Raw genomic sequence first — 22,292 nt, 5'->3', positions numbered from 1 at the left:
TACAAGGCTTAAACTTGTGAATTGACAATGGCATAAGAGTCCCCCTTCGAAGGGGGCAGGGGGATGACAAGCGTGCACATAAACAACGCAGCTACACCTGTCAATTGGTAGTATCATGATCCCCTCTTGGGAGGGGCAGGGGTGGGTTAATCGTGCACATAACACTATAACTCCAACGCATACACCTTAGACTAGCAACTCCTGGCCCCCTCCTCGGACAAGTGAAAACGGGAGTACGAAGGTTGCATGGGCAGCTCTAAGGGCAAGGGGTGGTTGGAGCCTGTGCCTGCGAAAATCTTGCTAAACACTGGAAGTAGTGCCCCATTTTGAGATTCAGACGAACCACTCTACAAAACAGTCAATAACTAAGTGAAATTAAGCACCGTCATCTTCCTAACCCTCTTTCTGAGCATGCCGCTGATGGGGTGGGCGCAGGTGGGTGGGCAGCGCGGGTTTCTTTTTTTGCAGCTGCCAGGCAATGCCCGGGTGGCGGCATTAGGAGGCGTGAATGTGAGTGCGCCGGGGCATGATGTGAACATGGTAGCTTCCAACCCCGCTTTGCTGAACGAGGCGATGGACCGACAACTTTCCCTGACCTATGTTGGTTACTTAGCTGATATCAGGCAGAGCAACCTGGCTTATGCTTTCAACACTGAAAAGTATGGGCGTTGGGCTGCGAGTTTAAATTACCTGAACTATGGTGACTTCGTGCAGCGCGACCCGACAGGTATGGAAGAGGGTAGTTTCTCTGTGAACGATTATACCTTGAGCCTAAGCCATGCGCGGCAGGCGGAGGCTTTCACAGTAGGTGCTACTGCAAAGCTGGCTGTTTCCAGTATGTCGGGTGATAAAGCGGTGGGTTTGCTGGCTGATATTGGAGGTGCTTTTCAGCATCCTGAACACGACTTGAGTATTGGCATGGCTTTTAAGAACATTGGCTACCAGGTACGCACCTTTACTGGGGCAGACCGCCAATCGATGCCTTTTGATGCACAACTGGGTGCGAGTTACAAACCAGAGCACATGCCGGTGCGTTTGTCGCTGACCGCACACCACCTGTACAAGTTTGACGTTGTATACCTGGACCCCAACACTTCAACGCGGCTTGATGCCAATGGCAATGAAGTGGAAGAAGATAAAAAGCTAGGTGACCAGATAGCCAGGCATTTTGTGGTAGGCACGGAGTTTATCTTCAGCAACAACTTTCAGGTGCGGGCCGGGTATAACCATTTGCGGCGCAAAGAGCTTCGGCTCGACAGCAGCGCCGGTGGCGCTGGGTTCTCGGTGGGAGCCATGCTGCGGGTACGGGCTTTTGAACTGAATTATGGGAGTGCCTTTTTTCATCCGTCGGGCGGCACGCATTATGTCACGCTCAGCACCGACACAGGCACGTTCCTGAAACGGAAACGAAAAGAATAAGGCAGTCTATACTTTTTGTGTAGCTGTCGGGTTTATAAATTTTTAAGAATAAGAAATGTTAGATTCAATTGAGCATTTGACACCAGCCCAGATTGTAGAGGAGCTGGATAAATATATCATCGGGCAGAAAGACGCCAAACGCAACGTAGCCATCGCGCTGCGCAACCGCTGGCGCCGCATGAACGCCGACGAGAGCATTCGCCGCGAGATTGTGCCCAACAACATCCTGATGATTGGCGCGACAGGCGTGGGTAAAACCGAAATTGCCCGCCGCCTGGCCAAGATCGCCGATGCGCCCTTTACAAAAGTGGAGGCTTCTAAATTCACGGAAGTTGGCTACGTAGGCCGCGACGTGGAGAGCATGGTGCGTGACCTCGTGGAGCAGTCCGTGAACATGGTGAAGACCAAGAAGAAGGAAGAAGTGAAGCAGAAAGCTGCCGAGGCAGTAGAAGATATCATTCTGGACGCCCTGATTCCGCCGATTCAAGGAGGCCGTGCTACACCAAGTTTTTCTAGCACAACCGAGCCGAATGCCATGCCTGAGAACGACTACGAACTGAACGAGCGCACCCGCGAGAAATTCAGAGAGAAGATCCGCAATGGTGAGCTAGAAGACCGCAAGATCGAGATCCGCATTCAGCAGAGCGCCATGCCAGGTATAGGTGGAATGGCACCCGGTATGGATGAAGCATCAATGATGAACATCCAGGAGATGATCAGCGGCATGATGCCAAAGAAGACAAAAAAGCGCAAAGTAACGATCGCCGAAGCCCGCAAGATTTTGCTGGAAGAAGAAGCTTCTAAACTCATCGATATGGATGAGGTGAAAGAAGAGGCTATTTTTAAAGCGGAAAACGCCGGGGTCATCTTCATCGATGAAATTGACAAAGTGGCCAGCTCGAGCAGCAAAGGCAGTGGACCGGATGTGAGCCGCGAAGGCGTGCAGCGCGACCTCCTGCCGATAGTAGAAGGTTCGTCGGTGAGTACGAAGTACGGCATCATCAACACTGACCACATCCTGTTCATTGCAGCAGGTGCTTTCCATGTAGCCAAGCCATCTGACCTTATACCTGAGTTGCAAGGCCGCTTCCCGATCAGAGTGGAGCTGCAGAGCCTTACCAAGGATGACTTCTATCAGATACTGAAATTCCCGAAGAATGCCCTGACCAAGCAGTACGAAGCGCTTCTGAAAGCAGAAGACGTAGAACTAAGCTTTGCAGACGAAGCCTTGGATGAAATCGCCAACATTGCTTTTGAGGTAAACTCTGAAGTGGAAAATATAGGTGCCCGTCGTCTGCACACGGTGATGAGCCGCCTGCTCAACGACATCCTCTTCGATGTGCCAGATAAGATTGGCCCGAACGCCCACATCATGATCAACCGGGAGATGGTGCTGGAAAGACTGTCTGATATGGTGAAAAACCGTGACTTGAGTCAGTATATACTTTAAGTTAGAAAGGTATAAAGTCAGAAAAGTAAGAAGTTAGCAGGGTTTGTTATGTAGGGATAGGTCGCGACCTGTCCGAATCGTGCACAAGAGCTTTTCCTTTGACTCTTAAATTAAAGCTGGCTTAACGCTCGTGTAAATAAAAGCTGGTGTTTCTGTGAAGGCAGAGGCACCAGCTTTTTAGTTTAAAGTGAATTTGCTATTTTCAATAAAGCACTTTTTATATGAATAGAGCGCAGCTTTCTCAGTTAATGGCTGCATTGACACTATTTTTGGTGTTAGGGGCCGTATTGTCATATTTTCTCTTGTTAGACATGTCCACTCCGAAGCATGAAAAGGAGTCAAGGCAATTTAGAGGAACTGTGCAAAGCTGTGAATCGGCTGCTTTAAAAGCAGAAGTAGATCATAAGAGGGGAGAATTCATGATGTATTTTAATAGTGGACTCGAAACACAAACAGATAAATTTCCTTACACATTTTATAAGCGGCTTGAGGAGGACTACAACATTGAGGTGATCTATACAGGTGATTTGGGATACCCTTATTTTAAGTGTTACAATCTCAAAATGGACAGCCTGTTATCCGAGAAAATCGGCCAAAAGACAATAGAAAACCTTTACAGGAAAATGCACAGGGAGCAGTATCCGAATTAAAGTATCCCCATCCACACCCTTTCCGTAATTTGAAGAGTCACTCTTAACTCCTAAATTCTCAAACTCCTAAACTCCCATGAACTACTACTTCATCACCGGAACGAGCAAAGGTATAGGCAAGGCCATTGCTGAGGAATTGTTAAAGGACGAAAACAACTTTGTGGTTGGCGTTTGTCGCAACAGCACGATACAGCATAAGAACTACCGCCATCAGCCGCTGGATTTCTCAGATATACCTGCCGTAGAGCATAACCTGCACAAGGTATTTATACCTTATAAAGATGCGGAGCGACTTGTGCTGATCAATAATGCGGGTGTGCTGGGTGATATAGGATATGTGGGGGAAGGGATGCCGAATGAGCGTTTTGAGTTCGTGTTTGATATTAACGTGATCGTGCCTGCCATGCTCATGAACAGTTTTCTGCAGGTATACCAACCGGTGCGGGTGCCCAAAGTGATCGTGAATGTGAGCTCAGGTGCTGGGAAGTATCCAATAGATGGATGGGCCAGTTACTGCGCTTCCAAAGCGGCAATTGATATGCTCTCACAAACGATACAGCAGGAGCAAAACGTGCGGGCTTCTGACGTGCGCGTATATTCCCTTTCGCCAGGTGTCGTAGATACCGCCATGCAGGAGCACATACGAGAAAGCAATGTAGAGAAATTCAGCAATGTGCAGCGGTTTAGAGATTACAAAGAGCAAGGTGAGCTGGCCTCGCCGGAAGAAGTGGGCCGCAAGATTGTTTGGTTCCTGAATAATACCGATCAGTTTAAAGATGTACTGGTATCAGTGCGAGATATGTAAGTATACCATCTCCAATATTTGATAAGCAAGTGAAGTAATAGACTGGAAAAATAAAATCAAGAAGAGCTCTACCTCCAAGGTAGAGCTCTTCTTTTAAGGTTATAGATAGGTATAGCTTCCTATACTTAGAAAGAAACAGGTATAGCTAGGTATAATGATAAGTCAGAGATTCCGTAGCGGGTAACATGCTGATAATTAAAAATATATACTTTATGTTGAATTTTGCTAATTTGATATAGTTATGCTAAATTAGTATACTTGATTGACGAGTCACTATACCTGAGTCTGTTATGAAGAATCCCATCTGTCCGCGCTGCAGTTCTTTGGAAGTTGTAAAGAGTGGTATTGTCAACGAAAGGCAGCGTTATCGTTGCAAAAAGTGCGGGTACTACTTCACGGTAAACAAGCTAGGCAATGGGATTGACAACTATTATGTGACCAAAGCGCTCCAGCTTTACATCGAAGGCATCAGCTACCGCGAGATCGAGCGCATCTTAGGTATAAGCCACGTTTCCATCATGAACTGGGTGCGTAAGTATAAGGTCAAAGCCCCGGAGCAAACCGAATACCATCCCACCTATAAGATACTGAACCACGCCGAACTGGTGGAGCACATGAAGAACAGCGCCAACATAAAAGGCGCAGGCATGATGATCACCGAGCTTGGAGACAAGTACATGATGATCAAATGGAAGCGATTTAAGGATTGATGTATAGCAACTTACCAAAAATATACATCCCTTTACCCTTTTTCATAAATCTTACTTAAAATAGATGAAAGAATTCGGGGAAACAGCTGACCTCTCTTCACCTTAACATTTAGTATTCCAATGAAAAAACTGTTACTATATGTAGCGGCAGGGCTAGTGCTTTGCTGCGCCGGGAGGAGTGCGTCTGCACAAGGCTCCACAGAGTATGGCGCGGGTATCAAACTGCCGATCAATGAAGACGGCACCAAGTATATCCGCTTTATTACGTGGCACCAGGTATGGGTGCGCTACAACGAGCACAACTCCGGTACCATCCGCAATGGCGAGCCAGTGGATAATACGTTGGACTTCGGCTTGCGCCGTTCCCGTTTCCTGACCTACTCTCAAATCTCGCCGCGCTTCCTGGTACTCCTACACTTTGGTATTAACAACCAAAATGCTGTAAGTGGCGGTGTCAACCCGGTGCTGGACGGTAAAAAACCACAGATATTCATTCACGACGCCTGGACGGAATATAAAGTGTTTGGCAATCAACTCTCCATCGGAGCGGGCCTGCACTACTGGAATGGCGTATCACGCAGCTCGAACGCAAGTACGCTCAACTTCATGGCTATTGATGCGCCTATTTTCAACTGGGCTACCATCGACGCAGCTGATCAGTTTGCCCGTATGCTCGGCGTTTACGCCAAAGGTAAGCTGGGTAAACTTGATTACCGTATGGCTGTAAACGATCCCTTCCTGACCAATACAGCAGAGGCGATCGGACCGAATGCCAATTACAATCCGCAGAACAACAACAAGGTATACCAGGGCTATTTCAATTGGCAGTTTCTGGACCAGGAGTCTAACCTATTGCCGTTCATGGTAGGCACTTACCTGGGCACTAAGCGTGTGTTCAACATCGGTGCCGGCTTCATGCATAACAAAGACGGTATGTGGCGAGAAGAGACTACTCCTCTGGGCACCGCTAATGTCGTGAAAGAAGACATCAGCCTGTTTGGTGTGGATGCCTTCCTGGATCTGCCGCTCAACACGGAGCAGAACACGGCGCTTACTGCTTATGGGGTGTATTACAACTACGACTTCGGCCGGAACAACGTGCGCAGTATCGGCATCATGAACCCGGCTCAGGGTGGTGGTGCCCTGCGTGGCAATGCCTTCCCGACCATCGGAACGGGCGACATCCTGTACGGCCAGGTAGGCTACCTCTTGCCAAAGGACCTGATCACCGAGAAAGTAAGGCTGCAACCTTATACTGCTTATAGCTATGGTAGCCTGGATGGTGTGGTTGATGCTGGAAACAGCAAAGTGCCAGTGAAAGTGCTTGACCTGGGCACTAACCTATTGCTCGAAGGGCATCACTCCAAACTGACACTCAACTACCGCAGACGCCCGGATTTCACGAACCCAAGCAACCTGCGTTACCGCCCCGAAATCACGCTGCAGGCTATGATCTATTTGTAACAGAACCTTAAAAAACTAATCGCTATACCCATGGAAAATAACAAGAACAGAATGCAGGAGTACTGGCAGCGCAACGTGCGCATCCTCCTGACACTATTGGGCCTTTGGTTTACTGTGTCCTATGTCTTCGGCATTTTGCTCGTCGATGAGCTCAACCAGTTCCGACTGGGCGGCTTTAAGCTGGGCTTCTGGTTTGCGCAACAGGGCTCCATTTATGTGTTTGTGATCATCATCTTCATCTATGTGTGGCTGATGAACAAGCTCGACCGCGAATTTGATGTGCACGAAGATTAATCTCCCAACTAAAACACCTTAAGACAATGGATATCTTAACCTGGACATACATTATAGTGGGCCTGACCTTCGCCCTGTACATTGGTATCGCGATTTGGTCACGAGCCGGTTCTACCAAAGAATTTTACGTGGCGGGCGGTGGCGTTTCGCCTTTGGCTAACGGCATGGCGACCGCTGCTGACTGGATGTCGGCTGCCTCGTTCATCTCCATGGCCGGCCTTATCTCGTTCATGGGCTACGATGGCTCGGTATACCTGATGGGCTGGACCGGCGGCTACGTGTTGCTGGCACTCTTGCTGGCTCCCTACCTGCGCAAGTTCGGCAAGTTCACGGTGCCTGACTTTGTGGGCGACCGCTACTACTCCAAAACGGCCCGCCTGGTGGCCGTAGTTTGTGCTATTTTCGTGTCGTTTACCTACGTGGCCGGCCAGATGCGCGGCGTGGGTATCGTGTTTTCCCGCTTCCTGGAAGTGCAGATTGAAACTGGCGTTATCATCGGTATGATTATCGTGTTGTTCTACGCTGTGTTGGGCGGCATGAAAGGTATTACCTATACCCAGGTGGCCCAGTACTGCGTGCTGATTTTCGCATACATGGTACCGGCTATTTTCATCTCGATGATGCTGACCGGTAATCCAATTCCGCAGCTTGGTTTGGGCGGTACGCTGGCCGATGGTACTTACCTGCTGGATAAACTCGATGGGTTGCTTCCGGAACTTGGTTTCACAGCTTATACCGACGGCAGCAAAGCGACGATTGACGTGTTCTTTATCACAGCGGCCCTGATGGTGGGTACAGCTGGTCTGCCACACGTGATTGTGCGTTTCTTCACGGTGCCTAAAGTAAAAGATGCCCGTAAGTCAGCGGGTTATGCGCTGGTGTTCATTGCTATCCTTTACACAGCTGCTCCTGCAGTAGGCGCATTCGGTATGTACAACATGCTGCAAACGACCAGCAACCAGCCAATTGCGAGCATGCCACAGTGGGTGAACAACTGGGAGAAAACAGGCCTGATTGGTGTGGACGATAAGAATGGCGACGGTCGCATCCAGTATGTGAAAGACCCAGCCGTAAACGAACTCAAAATAGACAAAGACATTATGGTACTCGCCAACCCGGAGATTGCTCAGCTTCCGAACTGGGTGATTGCGCTGGTAGCAGCGGGTGGTCTGGCAGCGGCGCTTTCCACAGCAGCCGGTCTGTTGCTCGTGATTTCTACATCCATCGCCCACGACTTGCTTAAGAAGTCCGTAATGACAGGTATATCTGAGAAGCAGGAGCTGATTGCAGCCCGTATCGCGGCAACATTTGCAGTTGTAATCGCAGGTTATTTCGGTATCAACCCGCCGGGCTTTGTGGCCGAGGTAGTGGCCTTTGCCTTCGGTCTGGCAGCAGCGTCGTTCTTCCCGGTCATCATCATGGGTATCTTCTCGAAACGCATGAACAAGCAAGGCGCCATCTGGGGTATGATTTCCGGTCTGTTGTTTACCATCAGCTACATCTCCTACTTCAAGTTTATCAACCCGGCTGCAAACCTGCCAGAAAACTGGTTTATGGAAATCTCTCCGGAAGGCATCGGCACGGTAGGTATGATGATTAACTTCCTTGTTTCGTTCATCGTGTCCCGCTTCACGCCAGCCCCACCAGCCCACATTCAGGAACTGATTGAGGATATCCGCATCCCACGCGGTGCCGGCGAGGCGGTGGCCGGGCATTAAGGTTGAATTGTTGATTGTAGAATGTTAAATTGTTGAATGGTTGATTAGGTGAATTTCGCCAATCAGCCATTCGGCAGTTTGCAAGCGAGGTGGGGAATTGGTTCGCAGCGAGTGGTCATCCCCCTACCCCGTCAAAGGGGGACTTTCTCCTCAAGCATAATTCCCCTCTTGAGAGGGGTAGGGATATATTATAGCAAAAGCTTAACCTCCTTGTTACCAAGATCCTTTCAGGATGACAGAAAGAAAAGTAGTAGCTTAATAGTCCCCCTTTGAAGGGGGCAGGGGGATGACAATCGTGCACAAGCGGCCAGAGTCCGCCAAATAACGCACACTCGCCAGAGGCGAGCGAAGGCATTAGCAACTTTCTAACCTTTTAACTTTCTAACTTAAAACAACTCTCAAACTCCTAAACTCCCAAACTCCCATGCGTGACCGCTCTAAAGGCAGACGACTCTTTTTCATCAGTGCCCTGTTCATGGTGCTGTTGAATTTTCCGTTGCTTTCCATTTTCAATTCGGGAGCGACGGTAAGCGGTGTGCCGGTGCTATACCTATACCTGACGGTGGTGTGGTTGCTATGCATAGTTGCGATTGCGTTTTTCATTAATCGCCAGAATCCCAGAAAGGAGCGAAAATAACCCATGAACTACTGGCTCGTCATCGGTGTGTCGTTTTGCTACCTGGCTTTGCTCTTCGGGCTGGCTTCGTGGGCGGAAAGGCGTTCGGCTGCGGGCAGGAGTTTCGTGGGCAATCCCTACATCTATGCGCTCTCCATGGCCGTGTACTGCACCGCCTGGACCTATTATGGTTCGGTGGGAAGAGCCGCCACAACGGGCTTGGGCTACTTGGCCATTTACATCGGTCCGACGCTGATGGCGCCGCTCTGGTGGGTGGTGCTGCGCAAGATTATCCGCATCTGCAAGGTGCAGCGCATCACAACCATCGCCGATTTTATTTCATCGCGCTACGGCAAGAATATCACGCTGGGTAGCATTGTGACCATCATCTGTGTGCTTGGTATTATCCCGTACATTTCCATTCAGCTTAAAGCCATTGCCAGTAGTTTGGATATGCTCACCGGAGCCAATGAAGTGGGTCGCAGTCCGCTGTTTGGCGACACATCTTTCTTCATTGCGCTGGGCTTGGGTTTGTTTACTATCGTGTATGGCACACGGCATGTGGAAGCTACGGAGCGCCACGAAGGGATGGTGACGGCCATTGCCTTTGAGTCGCTGTTCAAGCTAGTCATTTTTATCGTGGCGGGTGTTTTCGTGACCTACGGGGTGTTCAATGGCTTCGGCGATATTCTGCAACAGGCTGCACAACTTCCCGACTTCGGGCGACTGATGACCTTTGATAACGAGACTGGTTTTTCGCAGTGGTTCTGGATGGTGGTGCTGTCGATGCTCGCAATTCTGTTTTTGCCACGCCAGTTTCAGGTGGCCGTGGTGGAGAACGTGAACGAACAGCACCTGAACAAGGCGATGTGGCTCTTCCCGCTATACCTGTTCGCCATTAACATCTTCGTGCTGCCCATTGCTTTTGGCGGCGACCTGCTATTCAACGGTGCCAAAGTAGATGCCGATATGTTTGTGCTGGCTATCCCTTTGAGCGAAGGCAAATCGCTACTCGCCTTGTTTGTATACCTGGGCGGCTTTTCAGCGGCGACGAGTATGGTCATTGTAGCCACTATTGCCTTGAGCGTGATGGTAAGCAATAACCTGGTCATGCCGCTATTGGTCGGTATACCTGCCATCAAAAACAACTACCAGAACCAGCTCACGAAAATCTTGCTTTTTAGTCGGCGGTTGGGCATTCTGGTGATTCTCTTGCTGGCCTACCTGTACTATAAGGGTGTGGCTGAATACTACTCTTTAGTGGAAGTAGGGCTAGTTTCCTTTGCAGCAGTGGCCCAGTTTGCGCCGGCTATCATTGGCGGTATTTTCTGGAAGGAGGGCACCAAAAACGGAGCGCTGGCAGGTATAGTGGTCGGGTCGGTGCTCTGGTTCTATACCTTGGTAGTGCCTTCGATGATAGGTGCAGGTATACTGCCAACTTCTATCCTGACGGAAGGGCCGCTAGGTATAGCGTGGCTCAAACCGTTCGAGCTGTTTGGCCTGCAGGGAATGGACTACATTTCGCACGCCATGTTCTGGAGCATGTTCCTGAATGTAGGCTTGTACATCGGCGTGTCGCTTTTAAGCAAACAAACGTCGCAGGAGCGCAACCAGGCCGAAGTGTTCTTGGACATCTTCAAATACTCCACCGTGTTTGAAAGCTCCATTGTCTGGAAAGGCACGGCCTACATTCCGGATATCAAATCTTTGCTGGTAAACTTCTTGGGACAGAAAAAAGCGGAAGTCGCCATGAAAGCCTACAAGCGAAAATACCCCGAGCCCGAAGACGAGTCCGGCAAGGCCGACCCCAAACTGGTGACCTATGCCGAGAAACTCTTATCGGGTGTCATCGGGTCTTCTTCGGCCCGCATTATGGTGTCGTCGGTGGTGAAGGAAGAGGAAATCAGCATTGACGAAGTACTCAACATTCTAAAAGAGTCGCAGCAACTGATTTCCATTAACAACGAACTCCGCCGCAAGTCGATGGAGCTGCGCCGGGCCACCGAGCAACTTCGCAGCGCCAATGAACGACTGAAGCAACTGGATGAACTCAAAGACGAATTCCTGTCGACTGTCACGCACGAGCTGCGCACGCCGCTGACTTCCATTCGGGCGCTCTCCGAAATACTGTACGACAACCCCGAAATGGACCGCGACGACCAGGAGCATTTCCTGCAGACCATTGTGAAGGAATCGGAAAGACTGACAAGGCTGATTACGCAGGTGCTGGATTTGGAGCGCTTCGAGTCGGGCAAGCAAAAGCTCAACCTGGGGTCTGTGCAGGTAGAGGAAGTTGTGCGCGAATCTGTGGACGCGCTTGGGCAACTGGTGCAGGAAAGGCACATCGACCTGGTGGTGGATGTGCAGCACAACCTGCCGGCTATCAGCGGCGACAAAGACCGCCTGATACAGGTGCTGGTCAACCTGATTTCCAATGCCATCAAGTTTTGCAATCCGGAGAACGGCCGCATTATCGTGTCGGGCTATTACATCGACGGCGACATTAAAGTAAATGTGGTGGACAACGGCAAGGGTATTGACCCTGAGTTTCACAAACAGATATTTGACAAATTCTACCAGGCACAGAACCAGAACATCCGCAAGCCAGAAGGAAGCGGTCTGGGACTGGCCATCAGCAAAAAGATAATTGAATCGCACCAGGGGCGCATTTGGGTAGAAAGTGAATTAGGGAAAGGAGCCAAATTTTCGTTTGTGCTACCGGTGAAAGTAAATGTGCCTGCAAACGTATAAAACTATGAGTACCAAAGTGAAATTGAAGGTGTTGGTCGTGGATGATGAGCCGAGCATCCTGATGCCGCTGGAGTTCCTGATGCGCAAGAGCGGCTATCAGGTATACATTGCCCGCAACGGTACCGAGGCCATGGAAAGCGTGGACAAAGAGCAGCCCGACGTGATACTGCTCGACATCATGATGCCCGATGTGGACGGCTACGAGGTATGCCGGCACATTCGCGGTCAGGAAAATATGAGCGGGGCCAAGGTGATTTTTATGAGCGCCAAGACCAAGGATGCTGACATTAAAAAAGGCTATGACGTAGGGGCGGACCTGTACATTCCAAAGCCCTTTTCGACGCGCTTCCTGATGGAAAAAATCAAGGAGCTGACGCAAGGTTAATTGCAACAAAAGAATTGGAGATATGGAAACAGCAACCCAAACTTACCACTCGTACGCCGAGGCCTACGAAAAAAGCATACAGGACCCGGAAAGTTTCTGGGGTGAGCAGGCGCGTCAGATTGCGTGGTTCGAAGAACCCAAGCAAATCCTGACTACTGACGAGAACGGTTTCTACCGCTGGTTCGCGGGCGGCAAGCTCAACACGGCTTATCTCGCGCTGGACTACCACGTAGAGCATGGTCGCGCCGACCAGACTGCCCTGATTTACGACTCGCCCGTGACCAATACCATCCGCAAATATACCTACCGCGAGTTCCGTGACCTGGTGGCCCGATTTGCCGGAGCGCTGCGTAGTTTGGGGGTGAGTAAAGGCGATACTGTGGTCATTTACATGCCCGTTATACCGGAGGCCGTGGTCGCCATGCTGGCCTGCGCCCGACTGGGAGCCATCCATTCGGTGGTGTTCGGGGGCTTTGCGCCGCACGAGCTCACGGTGCGCATCGACGATGCCCGTCCGAAGGTGGTCATTTCCGCTTCCTGCGGTATTGAGTTCGACAAGCACATCCCGTACAAGCCGCTACTCGACAAAGCCCTGAACGACAGCAAGCACAAGCCCGAGCATACCATTATTTTGCAGCGCCCCTATGTGGAGGCCGACATGCAGCCGGGCCGCGACCTAGATTATATGGATGTGCTACAAAAAGCCCAGCCAGCCGATTGCGTGCCCGTTGACGCCCACGACCCGCTCTACATTCTCTATACCTCCGGCACCACCGGCAAACCCAAAGGCATTGTGCGTGACAACGGTGGCCATGCCGTAGCGCTCAAGTTTAGCATGAAAGCAGTTTATGGCGTGGACCCGGGCGATGTGTTCTGGGCCGCTTCCGACGTGGGTTGGGCTGTGGGGCACTCGTATCTGGTATATGCTCCGCTGATTCATGGCTGCACCACGGTGCTCTTCGAAGGCAAACCAGTTCGCACCCCGGATGCCGGAACATTCTGGCGCATCATCATGCAACACGACGTGAAGGTGCTTTTCACAGCCCCGACCGCCATCCGTGCTATCAAAAAAGAAGACCCTGACGGGATAGAGAAAATCAAGTACGACCTACCGTCGCTCAAATATTTGTTCCTTGCCGGTGAACGCTGCGACCCTGCCACCTACTACTGGGCCAAGGATTTACTGCGCGTGCCGGTGATTGACCACTGGTGGCAAACGGAGTCCGGTTGGCCGATGGTCGCCAACATGGTGGGCTATGGCATTAAGCCAGCCAAACCGGGCTCTGCGGGTTTGCCGGTTTGCGGGTATAAAGTAGAAATTCTGGGCGAAGAAGGGCAGGAGCTTATACCTGCACAGGAGGGCTACGTGGCCGTAAAGCTGCCTTTGCCGCCGGGCTGTCTGCCAACGCTTTGGGAAGACAACGAGCGCTTCTATAAGTCCTATCTTGAACGATTCCCGGGCTATTACATGACCGGCGATGGGGGCTATATGGATGAAGAAGGCTATATTTATATCATGGGCCGCATTGACGATGTGATTAACGTGTCGGGTCACCGTCTCTCAACCGGAGAGATGGAAGAGATGGTCGCTTCGCACCCCGCCGTGGCTGAATGCGCCGTGGTAGGTATAGCCGACGACCTGCGCGGCCAACGCCCCATCGGTTTGGTCGTGCTGAAAGATGGACAGACGATAAATGAACAGCAAATCGAGCAAGAGCTAATCGCCCTGATTCGGGAGAAAATCGGAGCCGTAGCTTACTTCCGAAACGCCTTGATTGTGAAACGCCTTCCCAAGACTCGCTCAGGCAAGATTCTTCGCAAAATTCTGCGCAACATCGCCGACGGCGTACACTACGCTATACCTTCCACCATCGACGACCCGGCAATACTGACCGAGATTCACGAGGATTTGAAGGAGCGGAAAATTGGGAATGCTTTTTTGGAGTGAGTTTTAAAATATGGGGTGAACATCGTTACCAAGTTCTCCCAAAACAGGAAGGGGATTAGTTAGCAGACAGTGGTCATCCCCCTGCCCCCTTCAAAGGGGGACTTTCGTGCAAGAGTAACTAAATTCAAGAAATTGATGGATAGAGAATTGGATAACAATGTAAAGTGCGACAAAGCCTATACCTGCCAAATAGCACTATCCAAAAGTCCCCCTTTGAAGGGGGCAGGGGGATGACGATCATTCCCAATTTATACCAGTAGGGACAGGTCGCGACCTGTCCGAATCGTGCACGAGTAACAACCGAAATAAACCGTAAACACCATAACAAACCGATATCATGCCTAACATTCAAATCAAAACTTATCAGGAATACGAAGAGGCCTATAAGCGCAGTGTGGAAGACCCGGAAGGGTTCTGGTCCGATATAGCAAGCACGTTTACGTGGCGCAAAAAGTGGAACACCACACTGGAGTGGAACTTTGATGAACCCGATGTAAAGTGGTTCAAGGGCGGCAGGCTGAACATCACCGAAAACTGTCTCGACCGTCACCTGAAAACGCGCGGCAACAAGCTCGCCCTGATTTGGGAGCCGAACGACCCGAAGGAAAGATACATCCGCTATACCTACCGCGAACTCCACGAGAAGGTATGCCAGTTTGCCAACGTGCTCAAAAAGAATGGAGCCAAAAAAGGCGACCGCATCTGTATCTACATGCCGATGATTCCGGAGTTGGCCTTTGCCGTGCTGGCCTGTGCCCGTATTGGTGCAGTGCACTCGGTCGTGTTTGCTGGATTCTCCGCTGTGGCTATGGCCGACCGCATCAACGATGCGCAATGTAGCATGGTGCTCACCTCTGACGGTCTGAACCGCGGTGCCAAACAGATTCCGGTGAAACGTGTGGTAGACGAGGCTTTGGAGCGTTGCGACTCGGTGCAGAAAGTGATTGTGGTCGAGCGACTGGGTTGGGCCGTGAACATGGTCGAAGGCCGCGATGTGTGGTTCCACGACGAAGTGAAAGGCGTGAGCAAAGATTGCCCTGCCGAAGAAATGGACGCGGAAGATATGCTTTTCATCCTGTATACTTCCGGCTCAACGGGCAAACCCAAAGGCGTGGTGCATACCTGCGGCGGCTACATGGTGTATGCCCAGTACAGTTTCAGTAACGTGTTCCAGGTACAGGAAAACGACATTTACTGGTGTACGGCCGACATCGGCTGGATTACAGGCCATACCTATTTGCTTTATGGTCCGCTTCTGTCGGGCTCCACTTCATTGATGTTCGAAGGCGTACCGACCTACCCGGACATGGGCCGTTTCTGGCAGGTAGTCGATAAGTTTGGTGTGAACATTTTCTACACGGCCCCTACTGCCATTCGTTCCCTGATGGGCGGCGATATTGACGATGTGCTGTCCTACAGCCTTGACTCGCTCAAAGTATTGGGCTCGGTAGGCGAACCGATTAACGAAGAGGCCTGGCACTGGTACCACACACACGTGGGTAAGGAACGCTGTCCGCTGGTGGATACGTGGTGGCAAACCGAAACAGGCGGTATCATGATTTCGACCATCGCCAACATTACCCCAATGAAGCCAAGCCATGCAGGCTTGCCGCTGCCAGGTATACAGCCCATACTGGTCGATGCCGAAGGCAAGGAGATTACTGACAACGAAGTGGAAGGCTACCTGTGCATGAAGTTCCCGTGGCCAAGCATCATTCGTACCACCTACGGCGACCACGAGCGTGCCCGTCTGAGCTACTTCTCCACTTACAAAGGCCTGTACTTTACAGGCGATGGTGCCAAGCGCGACAAAGACGGCCTGTACCGTATCATCGGTCGCGTGGATGACGTGATAAACGTATCCGGTCACCGTTTCGGAACCGCCGAAATCGAAGAAGCCATCAACCACAATTCGCATGTGGTGGAATCAGCCGTAGTAGGTTATCCGCACGATGTGAAAGGGCAGGGCATCTATGCTTTCGTTATCTGCAAAGACGTGCCGGAGCGTGAGGATTACCTGCGTGCCGAAATCATTGAGACAGTGGTGGAGAAGATTGGTAAAATCGCCAAGCCGGACAAGATTCAGATTGTGAGTGGTCTTCCAAAGACCCGTTCTGGGAAGATCATGCGCCGCATCCTGCGCAAGGTCGCTGAAGGCGACACGTCCAACCTAGGCGATACTTCAACCCTGCTCGATCCGGATGTAGTGGAGGAAATTAAGGCAGGTGCCTTATAAGATTTTAGATTGATAAGTTTAGTTGATTGCGTAAAGTCCTGCGGCATTTGCTGCAGGACTTTTGCGTTATGAAGTATTGCAATCCACTTCCCAAAACCGTACCTTCAAGAGGTATAACCCGAAGCTATGAAGCCCTCCAACGTCATACAGGAACGCGTCCACGAGTTTCTGAATACTTACCCACCCTTCAACCTGATTGAGCCGGAAAAACTACGGCAACTAGCCAGGCAGGTGCGGGTGCTATACCTGGAGCCGGAACAGGTTTTGTTCACACAGGACGATCCCGCGCACGAGCATTTTTATGTTGTGCGGCAAGGTTCTGTCAGGCTGGAGCAAAAAACGGAGGGTGGCAACCCGAAGCTGCTAGATGTGTGCGACGAAGGGGATGTATTTGGGGTACGGGCACTGATCGCGAAGAAGAATTATTCCTCTACCGCTACCTCTGCCGAAGAATCATTGGTATACGCTATACCTATCATGGCTTTCGAGCCCATCCTCACCGAAAACCCGCAGGTGGCGCTCTATTTTGCGGCGGGCTTCGCGGCGGGGCAACCTGTGCGGAACCCCACCTTGCGCGATGCCCAGAAAGCACGACTTGGCTTGAGCATTATCGCCCCTTCCTCGTTGCCGTTGCACCTGGAGGACGCACTCAAAATTGACACCAGCAAAAACATTGTGGCTTGTCCGCCTGACACCTCTATTCGGTTAGCTGCCCAGATGATGAGTGATAAGGACTCCAGCTTTATGATGGTAATCGACGCCGAATCCCGTCCTTTGGGTATCTTAACAGACACCGACCTGCGCCGTCAGGTAGTAGCCGGGCACGTGGCCATTGATGATCCGGTGGAGGTCATCATGTCAGCCCCCGTGATCACCACCGTACCTAATCCGCCCATGGCGGATGCGCTGATCAACATGATTCGCAACAAGGTAAAGCACCTCTGTGTGACCACCGATGGTACCGTGCATTCCAAAGCCTTGGGAGTGCTCACCGAGCATGATTTGTTGCTGGCGCAGGGAAATAATCCGGCAGTGCTGATATCTGAGATTCGCCAGACCCACGACATTGCTTCTCTGCCTGGCATCCGCGACAGGGCCGAAGAACTGCTGTTGAAGTATCTGGAACAGGAGGTGAGCATTTCCTTCATCGCCAACATCATCACCGAAATAAACGACGCCATTATTGTGCGGGCGCTGCAACATGCCGAGAAAGAATTGGGCGAGCCGCCGCTGCATTATTGCTGGCTTTCGCTGGGTAGCGAAGGCCGTGAAGAGCAACTCCTGCGCACTGATCAGGACAATGCCCTGGTGTTTGAAGACAAAAATGCGGCACTTGAGAAGGAGCACCAGGCTTACTTCCTGAAATTGGGTGCTATCGTGCGGGATATTCTGGAGGAGTGCGGTTTCGAGAAGTGTCCTGCTGACATGATGGCCAGCAATCCGAAGTGGTGCCAACCGCTGCATACCTGGAAGCAGTATTTCTACAACTGGATACACGAGCCAACCGAGGAGGCGCTGATGCATACCTCTATTTTCTACGATTACCGCCCCGTGTACGGTGACTTCAGTTTAAGTCATCAACTGACAGATTACATCTACGACAACATACAGCAGGAGCGGATTTTTCTGCCTTTTCTGGCCAAGCACGCTTTGCAGAGTCCGCCGCCGTTAAGCTTTTTCCGCAACTTTATAGTGGAGCGGGGAGGGGAGCACAAAGACCAGTTCGATATCAAACTGCGGGCCATGACACCACTTGTGGATGCTGCCCGGGTACTCACTTTAGACAATCGCATTGCTGGGGAAAATAACACGTTTAAGCGTTTCGAAAAACTGGCCGAACTGGAACCCCAAAATGCAGAGCTGTACCGGGAGGCGGCTATGGCTTATGAGATCATGATGCGGTTTCGGGCACTCAACGGACTGCGCAACAAAAACACCGGACGCTACCTCAACCCCAACCAACTCAACAAACTGGAGCGTCAGACGTTGCGCAGCACCTTCAAACCGATCAGCGACATACAGGAACTTCTGCAGGTACGCTTCCAATTAAACTACCTCGGCTAATGGAGTGGCTGAAAGAGCTTATACACCAACTTCAACCAGTCGATAAGAACGCCCCGGCTTTCTGGCACAGGTATAGCGCTGCCCTAAAAGAGCAAGCACCGGGGGGCACCCCGCTTACCGAAGCCGAGTTTGTGGTGTTCGATACCGAAACAACCGGGCTTGACCGCCGCACCGACAAAGTACTTTCCATTGGGGCTATAAAGGTGCGTGGTTTGCAGGTGCTCGTGTCAGATACCTTTGAGTGTTTGGTGCAGCAGGAGGGAGCGCCGTCTACCAAAAGCGCTGAAGTGCATGGGTTGCTTTCCAAAGAGCTCGACACAGGTATAACGGAGCAGGAAGCCGTAGAGGGCTTTGTCGACTTTATCGGAAACGCCATCCTCGTTGGGCAGCATGTGGCCTTTGACATCGGCATGGTCAACCAGATGCTGAAACGGCAGGGTATAAAAGGCAAGCTCCGTAACCGCTCCGTCGATACGGCTCATCTGGCTATCCGGCTGGAGCGCGGCCATGCCGACAGCCATACCTTAAAAAACGCCGAATACAGTCTCGACGCCCTCTGCGAAAGGTATAACCTGCCCACTGACGACCGCCACACCGCCTCCGGCGACGCTTTTGCTACGGCTCTGCTGCTACTCAAACTGCTCTCAATGGCTAAAAAGCGGGGTATAGCGACTTTGGGAGAGCTAGTAAAGAGCTAGAGGAAATAATTGGGATGTGATTTTTCTGGTATCGCAGAGCTATTCCTTTCATACTGTTCCTTGTTTGTTCAGCTAAAATCCATTACTGACGTACATGCTTAGATGGTCAATCATACTTTCAAAATGAAAACACTTTTCCTGACTTTGGCCCTGTGCGCAGCCTTTGTCGGTGAGTCTTTAGCACAGAACACCATTCAGCTGAAAGACTATTTCAGAGATCTGAAACAGGTAGAGGTTACCATAGCGGGACAACCTTATAATTTTTTGTTTGATACAGGAGGTGGCCAGACTTTTATATCCCCTGAAGTGGCTGAGAAAATCGGAAAGAAGCCTTACGGTAGTGCAACTGCCTTCCGCATGAATGGGGAGATGTTTCGGTACCAGAACCTTGATTCTATTGAGATCAGAATTGATAATGTTCCTCTTTTTCATGCGACCGTTGGCGTGTGGGATCTGATGAGCATCCTGCCAGAAGGTCTTCCGAAAGTAGACGGAGTTATCTCATTAAAATCATTTCAGGATAAGATAGTAACCTTAGACCTGAGGGCCAACAGGCTCCTTGTTGAGACGCCGGCAGCTCTTAGAAAGCAACAAGGCAGACTAACGCTGTTGCCGAGCCGTTTCGCCAATGGGTTAGACGGCGGCGAACTGAATGTATTTCTGGGTATACCCCACCAAGGGCGCTCCTACTGGTTTCTTCTAGATACCGGCAATATTAGTGAGGTACTGCTTTCGCACCCGACTGCCTCCGGATGGGGTCTCCAAAGCGATACAACTGTCCAGCGCACAGCCCTGAATCCGATTGCAATCCAGTTGGGTAGGCGAAAGCTGGTGAGCAAGGCGGCCGCCGAGAACATCATTTACGATGGGGCGCTGAACTACGACGTGATTCGTCAAACCAAAATGACCATCAACTTCCCGGCCAGGCAGGTATGGATGCACTAAAGCGGCGGCGTTCCCCAATGTCAGTGCGTCGGTAGCGTTTATTGTTTGACCGGAGCAACATGGATATCGATTTAACCAATACTAAAATAACCCTGATACTATGAAAAGATACCTTTTAACCTTTGCATTGGGCTTTTTCCTGTTAGCCAGCTGCAACACCACACCTGATACCGAGGAAACCACTATAACCAAACCTGAACCAGACACGGCACCCGCTGATACAGCTGGCGTGGAAAAGGACAATACCAGGGTAGATGAAGTAGAGGGTTATCGCCCCTAAGAGGAATGCATTCTATACCTTATCTTTGCCCGGAATTCGAATGTAGACAACCTTAACATATTTCTAGAAAAGCTCTTAATGCCGAGGGGGCAGTGGCTGAAAGCCGCACCACGATCGGAGTGGGGCCGCTCCTGTTGGGAGCATAAGTAGGAATAGGAATGATCGCCAAAAGAAAATAACATGTTGGTAGACGAACAACACAATCCCTGGACCACCCTGTCCAGCAAAGATATTTACCAGAACCCCTGGATAAAAGTGCGTGAGGACCAGGTGCTCAACCCCAAAGGTGGTCAGGGCATTTACGGTGTGGTTAGCTTCAAGAACAAAGCAATCGGCATCATACCCGTTGACGACGAAGGCTATACCTACCTGGTGGGTCAGTACCGCTATGCGCTCAACGAGTACAGTTGGGAAATTCCGATGGGAGGCGGCTTGATCGAAAACGACATACTCGAGTCTGCCAAGCGCGAACTGCAGGAGGAAACCGGCTTCACGGCTGAGAAATGGACGAACATTGCCCGCCTGCATACCTCCAATTCTGTAACGGACGAAGAGGGCTTTGTTTTCCTGGCGCAGGAACTAAAGGCCGGCGAAACTTCTTTTGAAGAGACGGAGGAGCTTCATATCCGGAAGGTGGCTTTCGAGGAGGCCGTACGCATGGTCATGGACAACGAAATTACTGATGCCATCAGTGTGGCAGGTATACTCAAAGCAGCTATACTTCTGCAGCAGGAGAAGTAGGCATTTTTGTGGCTAACTAGGTGAAGCGCTCCGATTGTTAACTGGTGGAATATTCTTACATTTGAAGGCATGAAAGCGCTTAAATACCTGTCCCATCGCCTCTATACAACCTGGTGTGTCACCTGGTTTGTGATGCCTTTTGTGGTCACGTATCCGTTTCAGGCTGTGCTGATTCGCAAGCAGCGCTGGTATCCGCACGTGCATGGCATTAACCGCTTTTGGTCCTCATCGGCACTGCGCATGTTTCTGGCACCGTTGCGGGTAGAGTGGCGAATGCGCTTTGAGCGCAACAAACAGTATATTTTTACGCCGAACCACAGTTCATACCTCGATATTCCGCTTTTACTGCATGCCATTCCGGGTTTTATTAACTTTGTGGGGAAGAGCTCGCTTACCAAGGTGCCGCTTTGGGGAAAGGTATACGAAAAGCTATATATTGCCGTAGACCGCAAGAGTGCGATCAGTAGTGCCAAAAGCTATATACAGTCGGTGCGCACGCTGGAGCAGGGCCGCAATCTGGTGATCTTTCCGGAGGGCACCATACCACCTACGGCAGGAGAGGAGTTGCTGGCATTCAAAGACGGTCCTTTTCGCCTGGCCATTGAGAAGCAATTGCCTGTTGTGCCGGTTACCATGCCTTACAACCACAAGTTTCTGCCTGACCTGGACGGAAAGCTGAAAGTGCGTTGGCACCCGCTCAAGATCGTGATCCATGAGCCGATTGAAACCAAAGGTATGACCTTGCAGGACCTGCCTGCCCTGAAGGAGCAAGCATTTAATATCATTCAAGAAGAACTTAAGAAACATAACAAGATAGATGTCAACCGATATACAAACCATTAGAAAGATCGCGCACCTGGCCCGACTGGAGTTCAATGAAGAGAAGGAGCAGGAAATGCTGCAGGACCTGAACAAGATCCTGAACTGGGTGGATCAGCTTCGCGAACTTGACACGGACAGTGTGGAGCCGCTCATTCACATGTCAGAAGAAGTAAATGTGATGCGCGAAGACCTGGCCGAGAATACTGTGTCGCATGATCAAGCATTGAAAAACGCTCCTAAGAAAGACTCCGATTATTTCAGAGTGCCGAAAGTGCTCGAATAGTCTGACGGTTTGT

At 50.9% G+C, this 22,292-nt stretch carries 20 protein-coding genes; all 20 read left to right on the top strand.

What is annotated here, in order from left to right; all coding sequences use genetic code 11:
* The first annotated feature begins 369 nt into the window (after positions 1–369).
* The gene (porQ, locus tag AC5FX6_RS14610) at positions 370–1,419 is read left to right on the top strand and encodes a type IX secretion system protein PorQ (RefSeq protein WP_493597797.1); all 1,050 of its coding nucleotides are present in this window, start codon (positions 370–372) and stop codon (positions 1,417–1,419) included.
* Between the two features lie 55 nt (positions 1,420–1,474).
* Positions 1,475–2,869 carry an ATP-dependent protease ATPase subunit HslU gene (hslU, locus tag AC5FX6_RS14605; RefSeq protein WP_493597796.1) on the top strand — a complete coding sequence of 465 codons (1,395 nt, stop codon included), beginning with the start codon at positions 1,475–1,477 and terminating at the stop codon, positions 2,867–2,869.
* A 221-nt stretch (positions 2,870–3,090) separates the two neighbouring features.
* Positions 3,091–3,519: a hypothetical protein gene (locus AC5FX6_RS14600; RefSeq protein WP_493597795.1), complete on the top strand. Its 429-nt coding sequence runs from the start codon at positions 3,091–3,093 to the stop codon at positions 3,517–3,519.
* A 76-nt stretch (positions 3,520–3,595) separates the two neighbouring features.
* Positions 3,596–4,324, top strand: a complete 729-nt coding sequence (locus AC5FX6_RS14595; protein ID WP_493597794.1) for an SDR family NAD(P)-dependent oxidoreductase — start codon at positions 3,596–3,598, stop codon at positions 4,322–4,324.
* A gap of 290 nt (positions 4,325–4,614) precedes the next feature.
* Positions 4,615–5,034, top strand: coding sequence for an IS1/IS1595 family N-terminal zinc-binding domain-containing protein (locus AC5FX6_RS14590; protein ID WP_493597793.1), 420 nt, complete (start codon positions 4,615–4,617; stop codon positions 5,032–5,034).
* 120 nt (positions 5,035–5,154) lie between these two features.
* Positions 5,155–6,498 (top strand): hypothetical protein, encoded by a 1,344-nt coding sequence (locus AC5FX6_RS14585; protein WP_493597792.1) that lies wholly within the window; start codon positions 5,155–5,157, stop codon positions 6,496–6,498.
* A gap of 30 nt (positions 6,499–6,528) precedes the next feature.
* Positions 6,529–6,792: a DUF4212 domain-containing protein gene (locus AC5FX6_RS14580; protein WP_188501824.1), complete on the top strand. Its 264-nt coding sequence runs from the start codon at positions 6,529–6,531 to the stop codon at positions 6,790–6,792.
* Positions 6,793–6,818: 26 nt separating this feature from the next.
* Complete coding sequence (locus AC5FX6_RS14575) at positions 6,819–8,510, top strand: sodium:solute symporter family protein (protein WP_493597791.1); 1,692 nt, start codon at positions 6,819–6,821, stop codon at positions 8,508–8,510.
* Positions 8,511–8,934: 424 nt separating this feature from the next.
* Positions 8,935–9,147, top strand: a complete 213-nt coding sequence (locus tag AC5FX6_RS14570; protein ID WP_493597790.1) for a hypothetical protein — start codon at positions 8,935–8,937, stop codon at positions 9,145–9,147.
* A 3-nt stretch (positions 9,148–9,150) separates the two neighbouring features.
* Entirely contained in the window at positions 9,151–11,877 is a 2,727-nt protein-coding gene (locus AC5FX6_RS14565; RefSeq protein ID WP_493597789.1) for an ATP-binding protein, read from the top strand.
* Between the two features lie 4 nt (positions 11,878–11,881).
* Complete coding sequence (locus AC5FX6_RS14560; protein ID WP_493597788.1) at positions 11,882–12,262, top strand: response regulator transcription factor; 381 nt, start codon at positions 11,882–11,884, stop codon at positions 12,260–12,262.
* A 22-nt stretch (positions 12,263–12,284) separates the two neighbouring features.
* Positions 12,285–14,210: a propionyl-CoA synthetase gene (locus tag AC5FX6_RS14555; protein ID WP_493597787.1), complete on the top strand. Its 1,926-nt coding sequence runs from the start codon at positions 12,285–12,287 to the stop codon at positions 14,208–14,210.
* A gap of 337 nt (positions 14,211–14,547) precedes the next feature.
* Entirely contained in the window at positions 14,548–16,446 is a 1,899-nt protein-coding gene (gene acs, locus AC5FX6_RS14550; protein WP_493597786.1) for an acetate--CoA ligase, read from the top strand.
* Positions 16,447–16,572: 126 nt separating this feature from the next.
* Complete coding sequence (locus AC5FX6_RS14545) at positions 16,573–18,510, top strand: DUF294 nucleotidyltransferase-like domain-containing protein (protein WP_493597785.1); 1,938 nt, start codon at positions 16,573–16,575, stop codon at positions 18,508–18,510.
* A complete protein-coding gene (locus AC5FX6_RS14540) occupies positions 18,510–19,208 on the top strand; it encodes a 3'-5' exonuclease (RefSeq protein ID WP_493597784.1) in 699 nt (232 codons plus the stop codon). Before AC5FX6_RS14545 ends, AC5FX6_RS14540 begins: the two co-directional genes overlap by 1 nt.
* 123 nt (positions 19,209–19,331) lie before the next feature.
* Complete coding sequence (locus tag AC5FX6_RS14535; RefSeq protein WP_493597783.1) at positions 19,332–20,153, top strand: retropepsin-like aspartic protease; 822 nt, start codon at positions 19,332–19,334, stop codon at positions 20,151–20,153.
* Between the two features lie 100 nt (positions 20,154–20,253).
* A complete protein-coding gene (locus tag AC5FX6_RS14530) occupies positions 20,254–20,433 on the top strand; it encodes a hypothetical protein (protein ID WP_493597782.1) in 180 nt (59 codons plus the stop codon).
* A 180-nt stretch (positions 20,434–20,613) separates the two neighbouring features.
* The gene (locus tag AC5FX6_RS14525; RefSeq protein ID WP_493597781.1) at positions 20,614–21,174 is read left to right on the top strand and encodes an NUDIX domain-containing protein; all 561 of its coding nucleotides are present in this window, start codon (positions 20,614–20,616) and stop codon (positions 21,172–21,174) included.
* A gap of 69 nt (positions 21,175–21,243) precedes the next feature.
* Positions 21,244–22,017: a lysophospholipid acyltransferase family protein gene (locus AC5FX6_RS14520; protein WP_493597780.1), complete on the top strand. Its 774-nt coding sequence runs from the start codon at positions 21,244–21,246 to the stop codon at positions 22,015–22,017.
* Entirely contained in the window at positions 21,992–22,279 is a 288-nt protein-coding gene (gene gatC, locus AC5FX6_RS14515; RefSeq protein WP_493597779.1) for an Asp-tRNA(Asn)/Glu-tRNA(Gln) amidotransferase subunit GatC, read from the top strand. Before AC5FX6_RS14520 ends, gatC begins: the two co-directional genes overlap by 26 nt.
* Positions 22,280–22,292: the final 13 nt, after the last annotated feature.

Source organism: Pontibacter sp. LHS2 (genome assembly GCF_058932845.1).
Note: the sequence above shows the minus strand (reverse complement) of the source record. Positions and strands in the feature narration are given on the sequence as shown.

Coding starts and splice junctions, on each gene's coding strand:
- hslU (WP_493597796.1), top strand. CDS start 1,475: ATGTTAGATTCAATTGAGCATTTGACACCAGCCCAGATTGTAGAGGAG.
- AC5FX6_RS14600 (WP_493597795.1), top strand. CDS start 3,091: ATGAATAGAGCGCAGCTTTCTCAGTTAATGGCTGCATTGACACTATTT.
- AC5FX6_RS14595 (WP_493597794.1), top strand. CDS start 3,596: ATGAACTACTACTTCATCACCGGAACGAGCAAAGGTATAGGCAAGGCC.
- AC5FX6_RS14590 (WP_493597793.1), top strand. CDS start 4,615: ATGAAGAATCCCATCTGTCCGCGCTGCAGTTCTTTGGAAGTTGTAAAG.
- AC5FX6_RS14585 (WP_493597792.1), top strand. CDS start 5,155: ATGAAAAAACTGTTACTATATGTAGCGGCAGGGCTAGTGCTTTGCTGC.
- AC5FX6_RS14580 (WP_188501824.1), top strand. CDS start 6,529: ATGGAAAATAACAAGAACAGAATGCAGGAGTACTGGCAGCGCAACGTG.
- AC5FX6_RS14575 (WP_493597791.1), top strand. CDS start 6,819: ATGGATATCTTAACCTGGACATACATTATAGTGGGCCTGACCTTCGCC.
- AC5FX6_RS14570 (WP_493597790.1), top strand. CDS start 8,935: ATGCGTGACCGCTCTAAAGGCAGACGACTCTTTTTCATCAGTGCCCTG.
- AC5FX6_RS14565 (WP_493597789.1), top strand. CDS start 9,151: ATGAACTACTGGCTCGTCATCGGTGTGTCGTTTTGCTACCTGGCTTTG.
- AC5FX6_RS14560 (WP_493597788.1), top strand. CDS start 11,882: ATGAGTACCAAAGTGAAATTGAAGGTGTTGGTCGTGGATGATGAGCCG.
- AC5FX6_RS14555 (WP_493597787.1), top strand. CDS start 12,285: ATGGAAACAGCAACCCAAACTTACCACTCGTACGCCGAGGCCTACGAA.
- acs (WP_493597786.1), top strand. CDS start 14,548: ATGCCTAACATTCAAATCAAAACTTATCAGGAATACGAAGAGGCCTAT.
- AC5FX6_RS14545 (WP_493597785.1), top strand. CDS start 16,573: ATGAAGCCCTCCAACGTCATACAGGAACGCGTCCACGAGTTTCTGAAT.
- AC5FX6_RS14540 (WP_493597784.1), top strand. CDS start 18,510: ATGGAGTGGCTGAAAGAGCTTATACACCAACTTCAACCAGTCGATAAG.
- AC5FX6_RS14535 (WP_493597783.1), top strand. CDS start 19,332: ATGAAAACACTTTTCCTGACTTTGGCCCTGTGCGCAGCCTTTGTCGGT.
- AC5FX6_RS14530 (WP_493597782.1), top strand. CDS start 20,254: ATGAAAAGATACCTTTTAACCTTTGCATTGGGCTTTTTCCTGTTAGCC.
- AC5FX6_RS14525 (WP_493597781.1), top strand. CDS start 20,614: ATGTTGGTAGACGAACAACACAATCCCTGGACCACCCTGTCCAGCAAA.
- AC5FX6_RS14520 (WP_493597780.1), top strand. CDS start 21,244: ATGAAAGCGCTTAAATACCTGTCCCATCGCCTCTATACAACCTGGTGT.
- gatC (WP_493597779.1), top strand. CDS start 21,992: ATGTCAACCGATATACAAACCATTAGAAAGATCGCGCACCTGGCCCGA.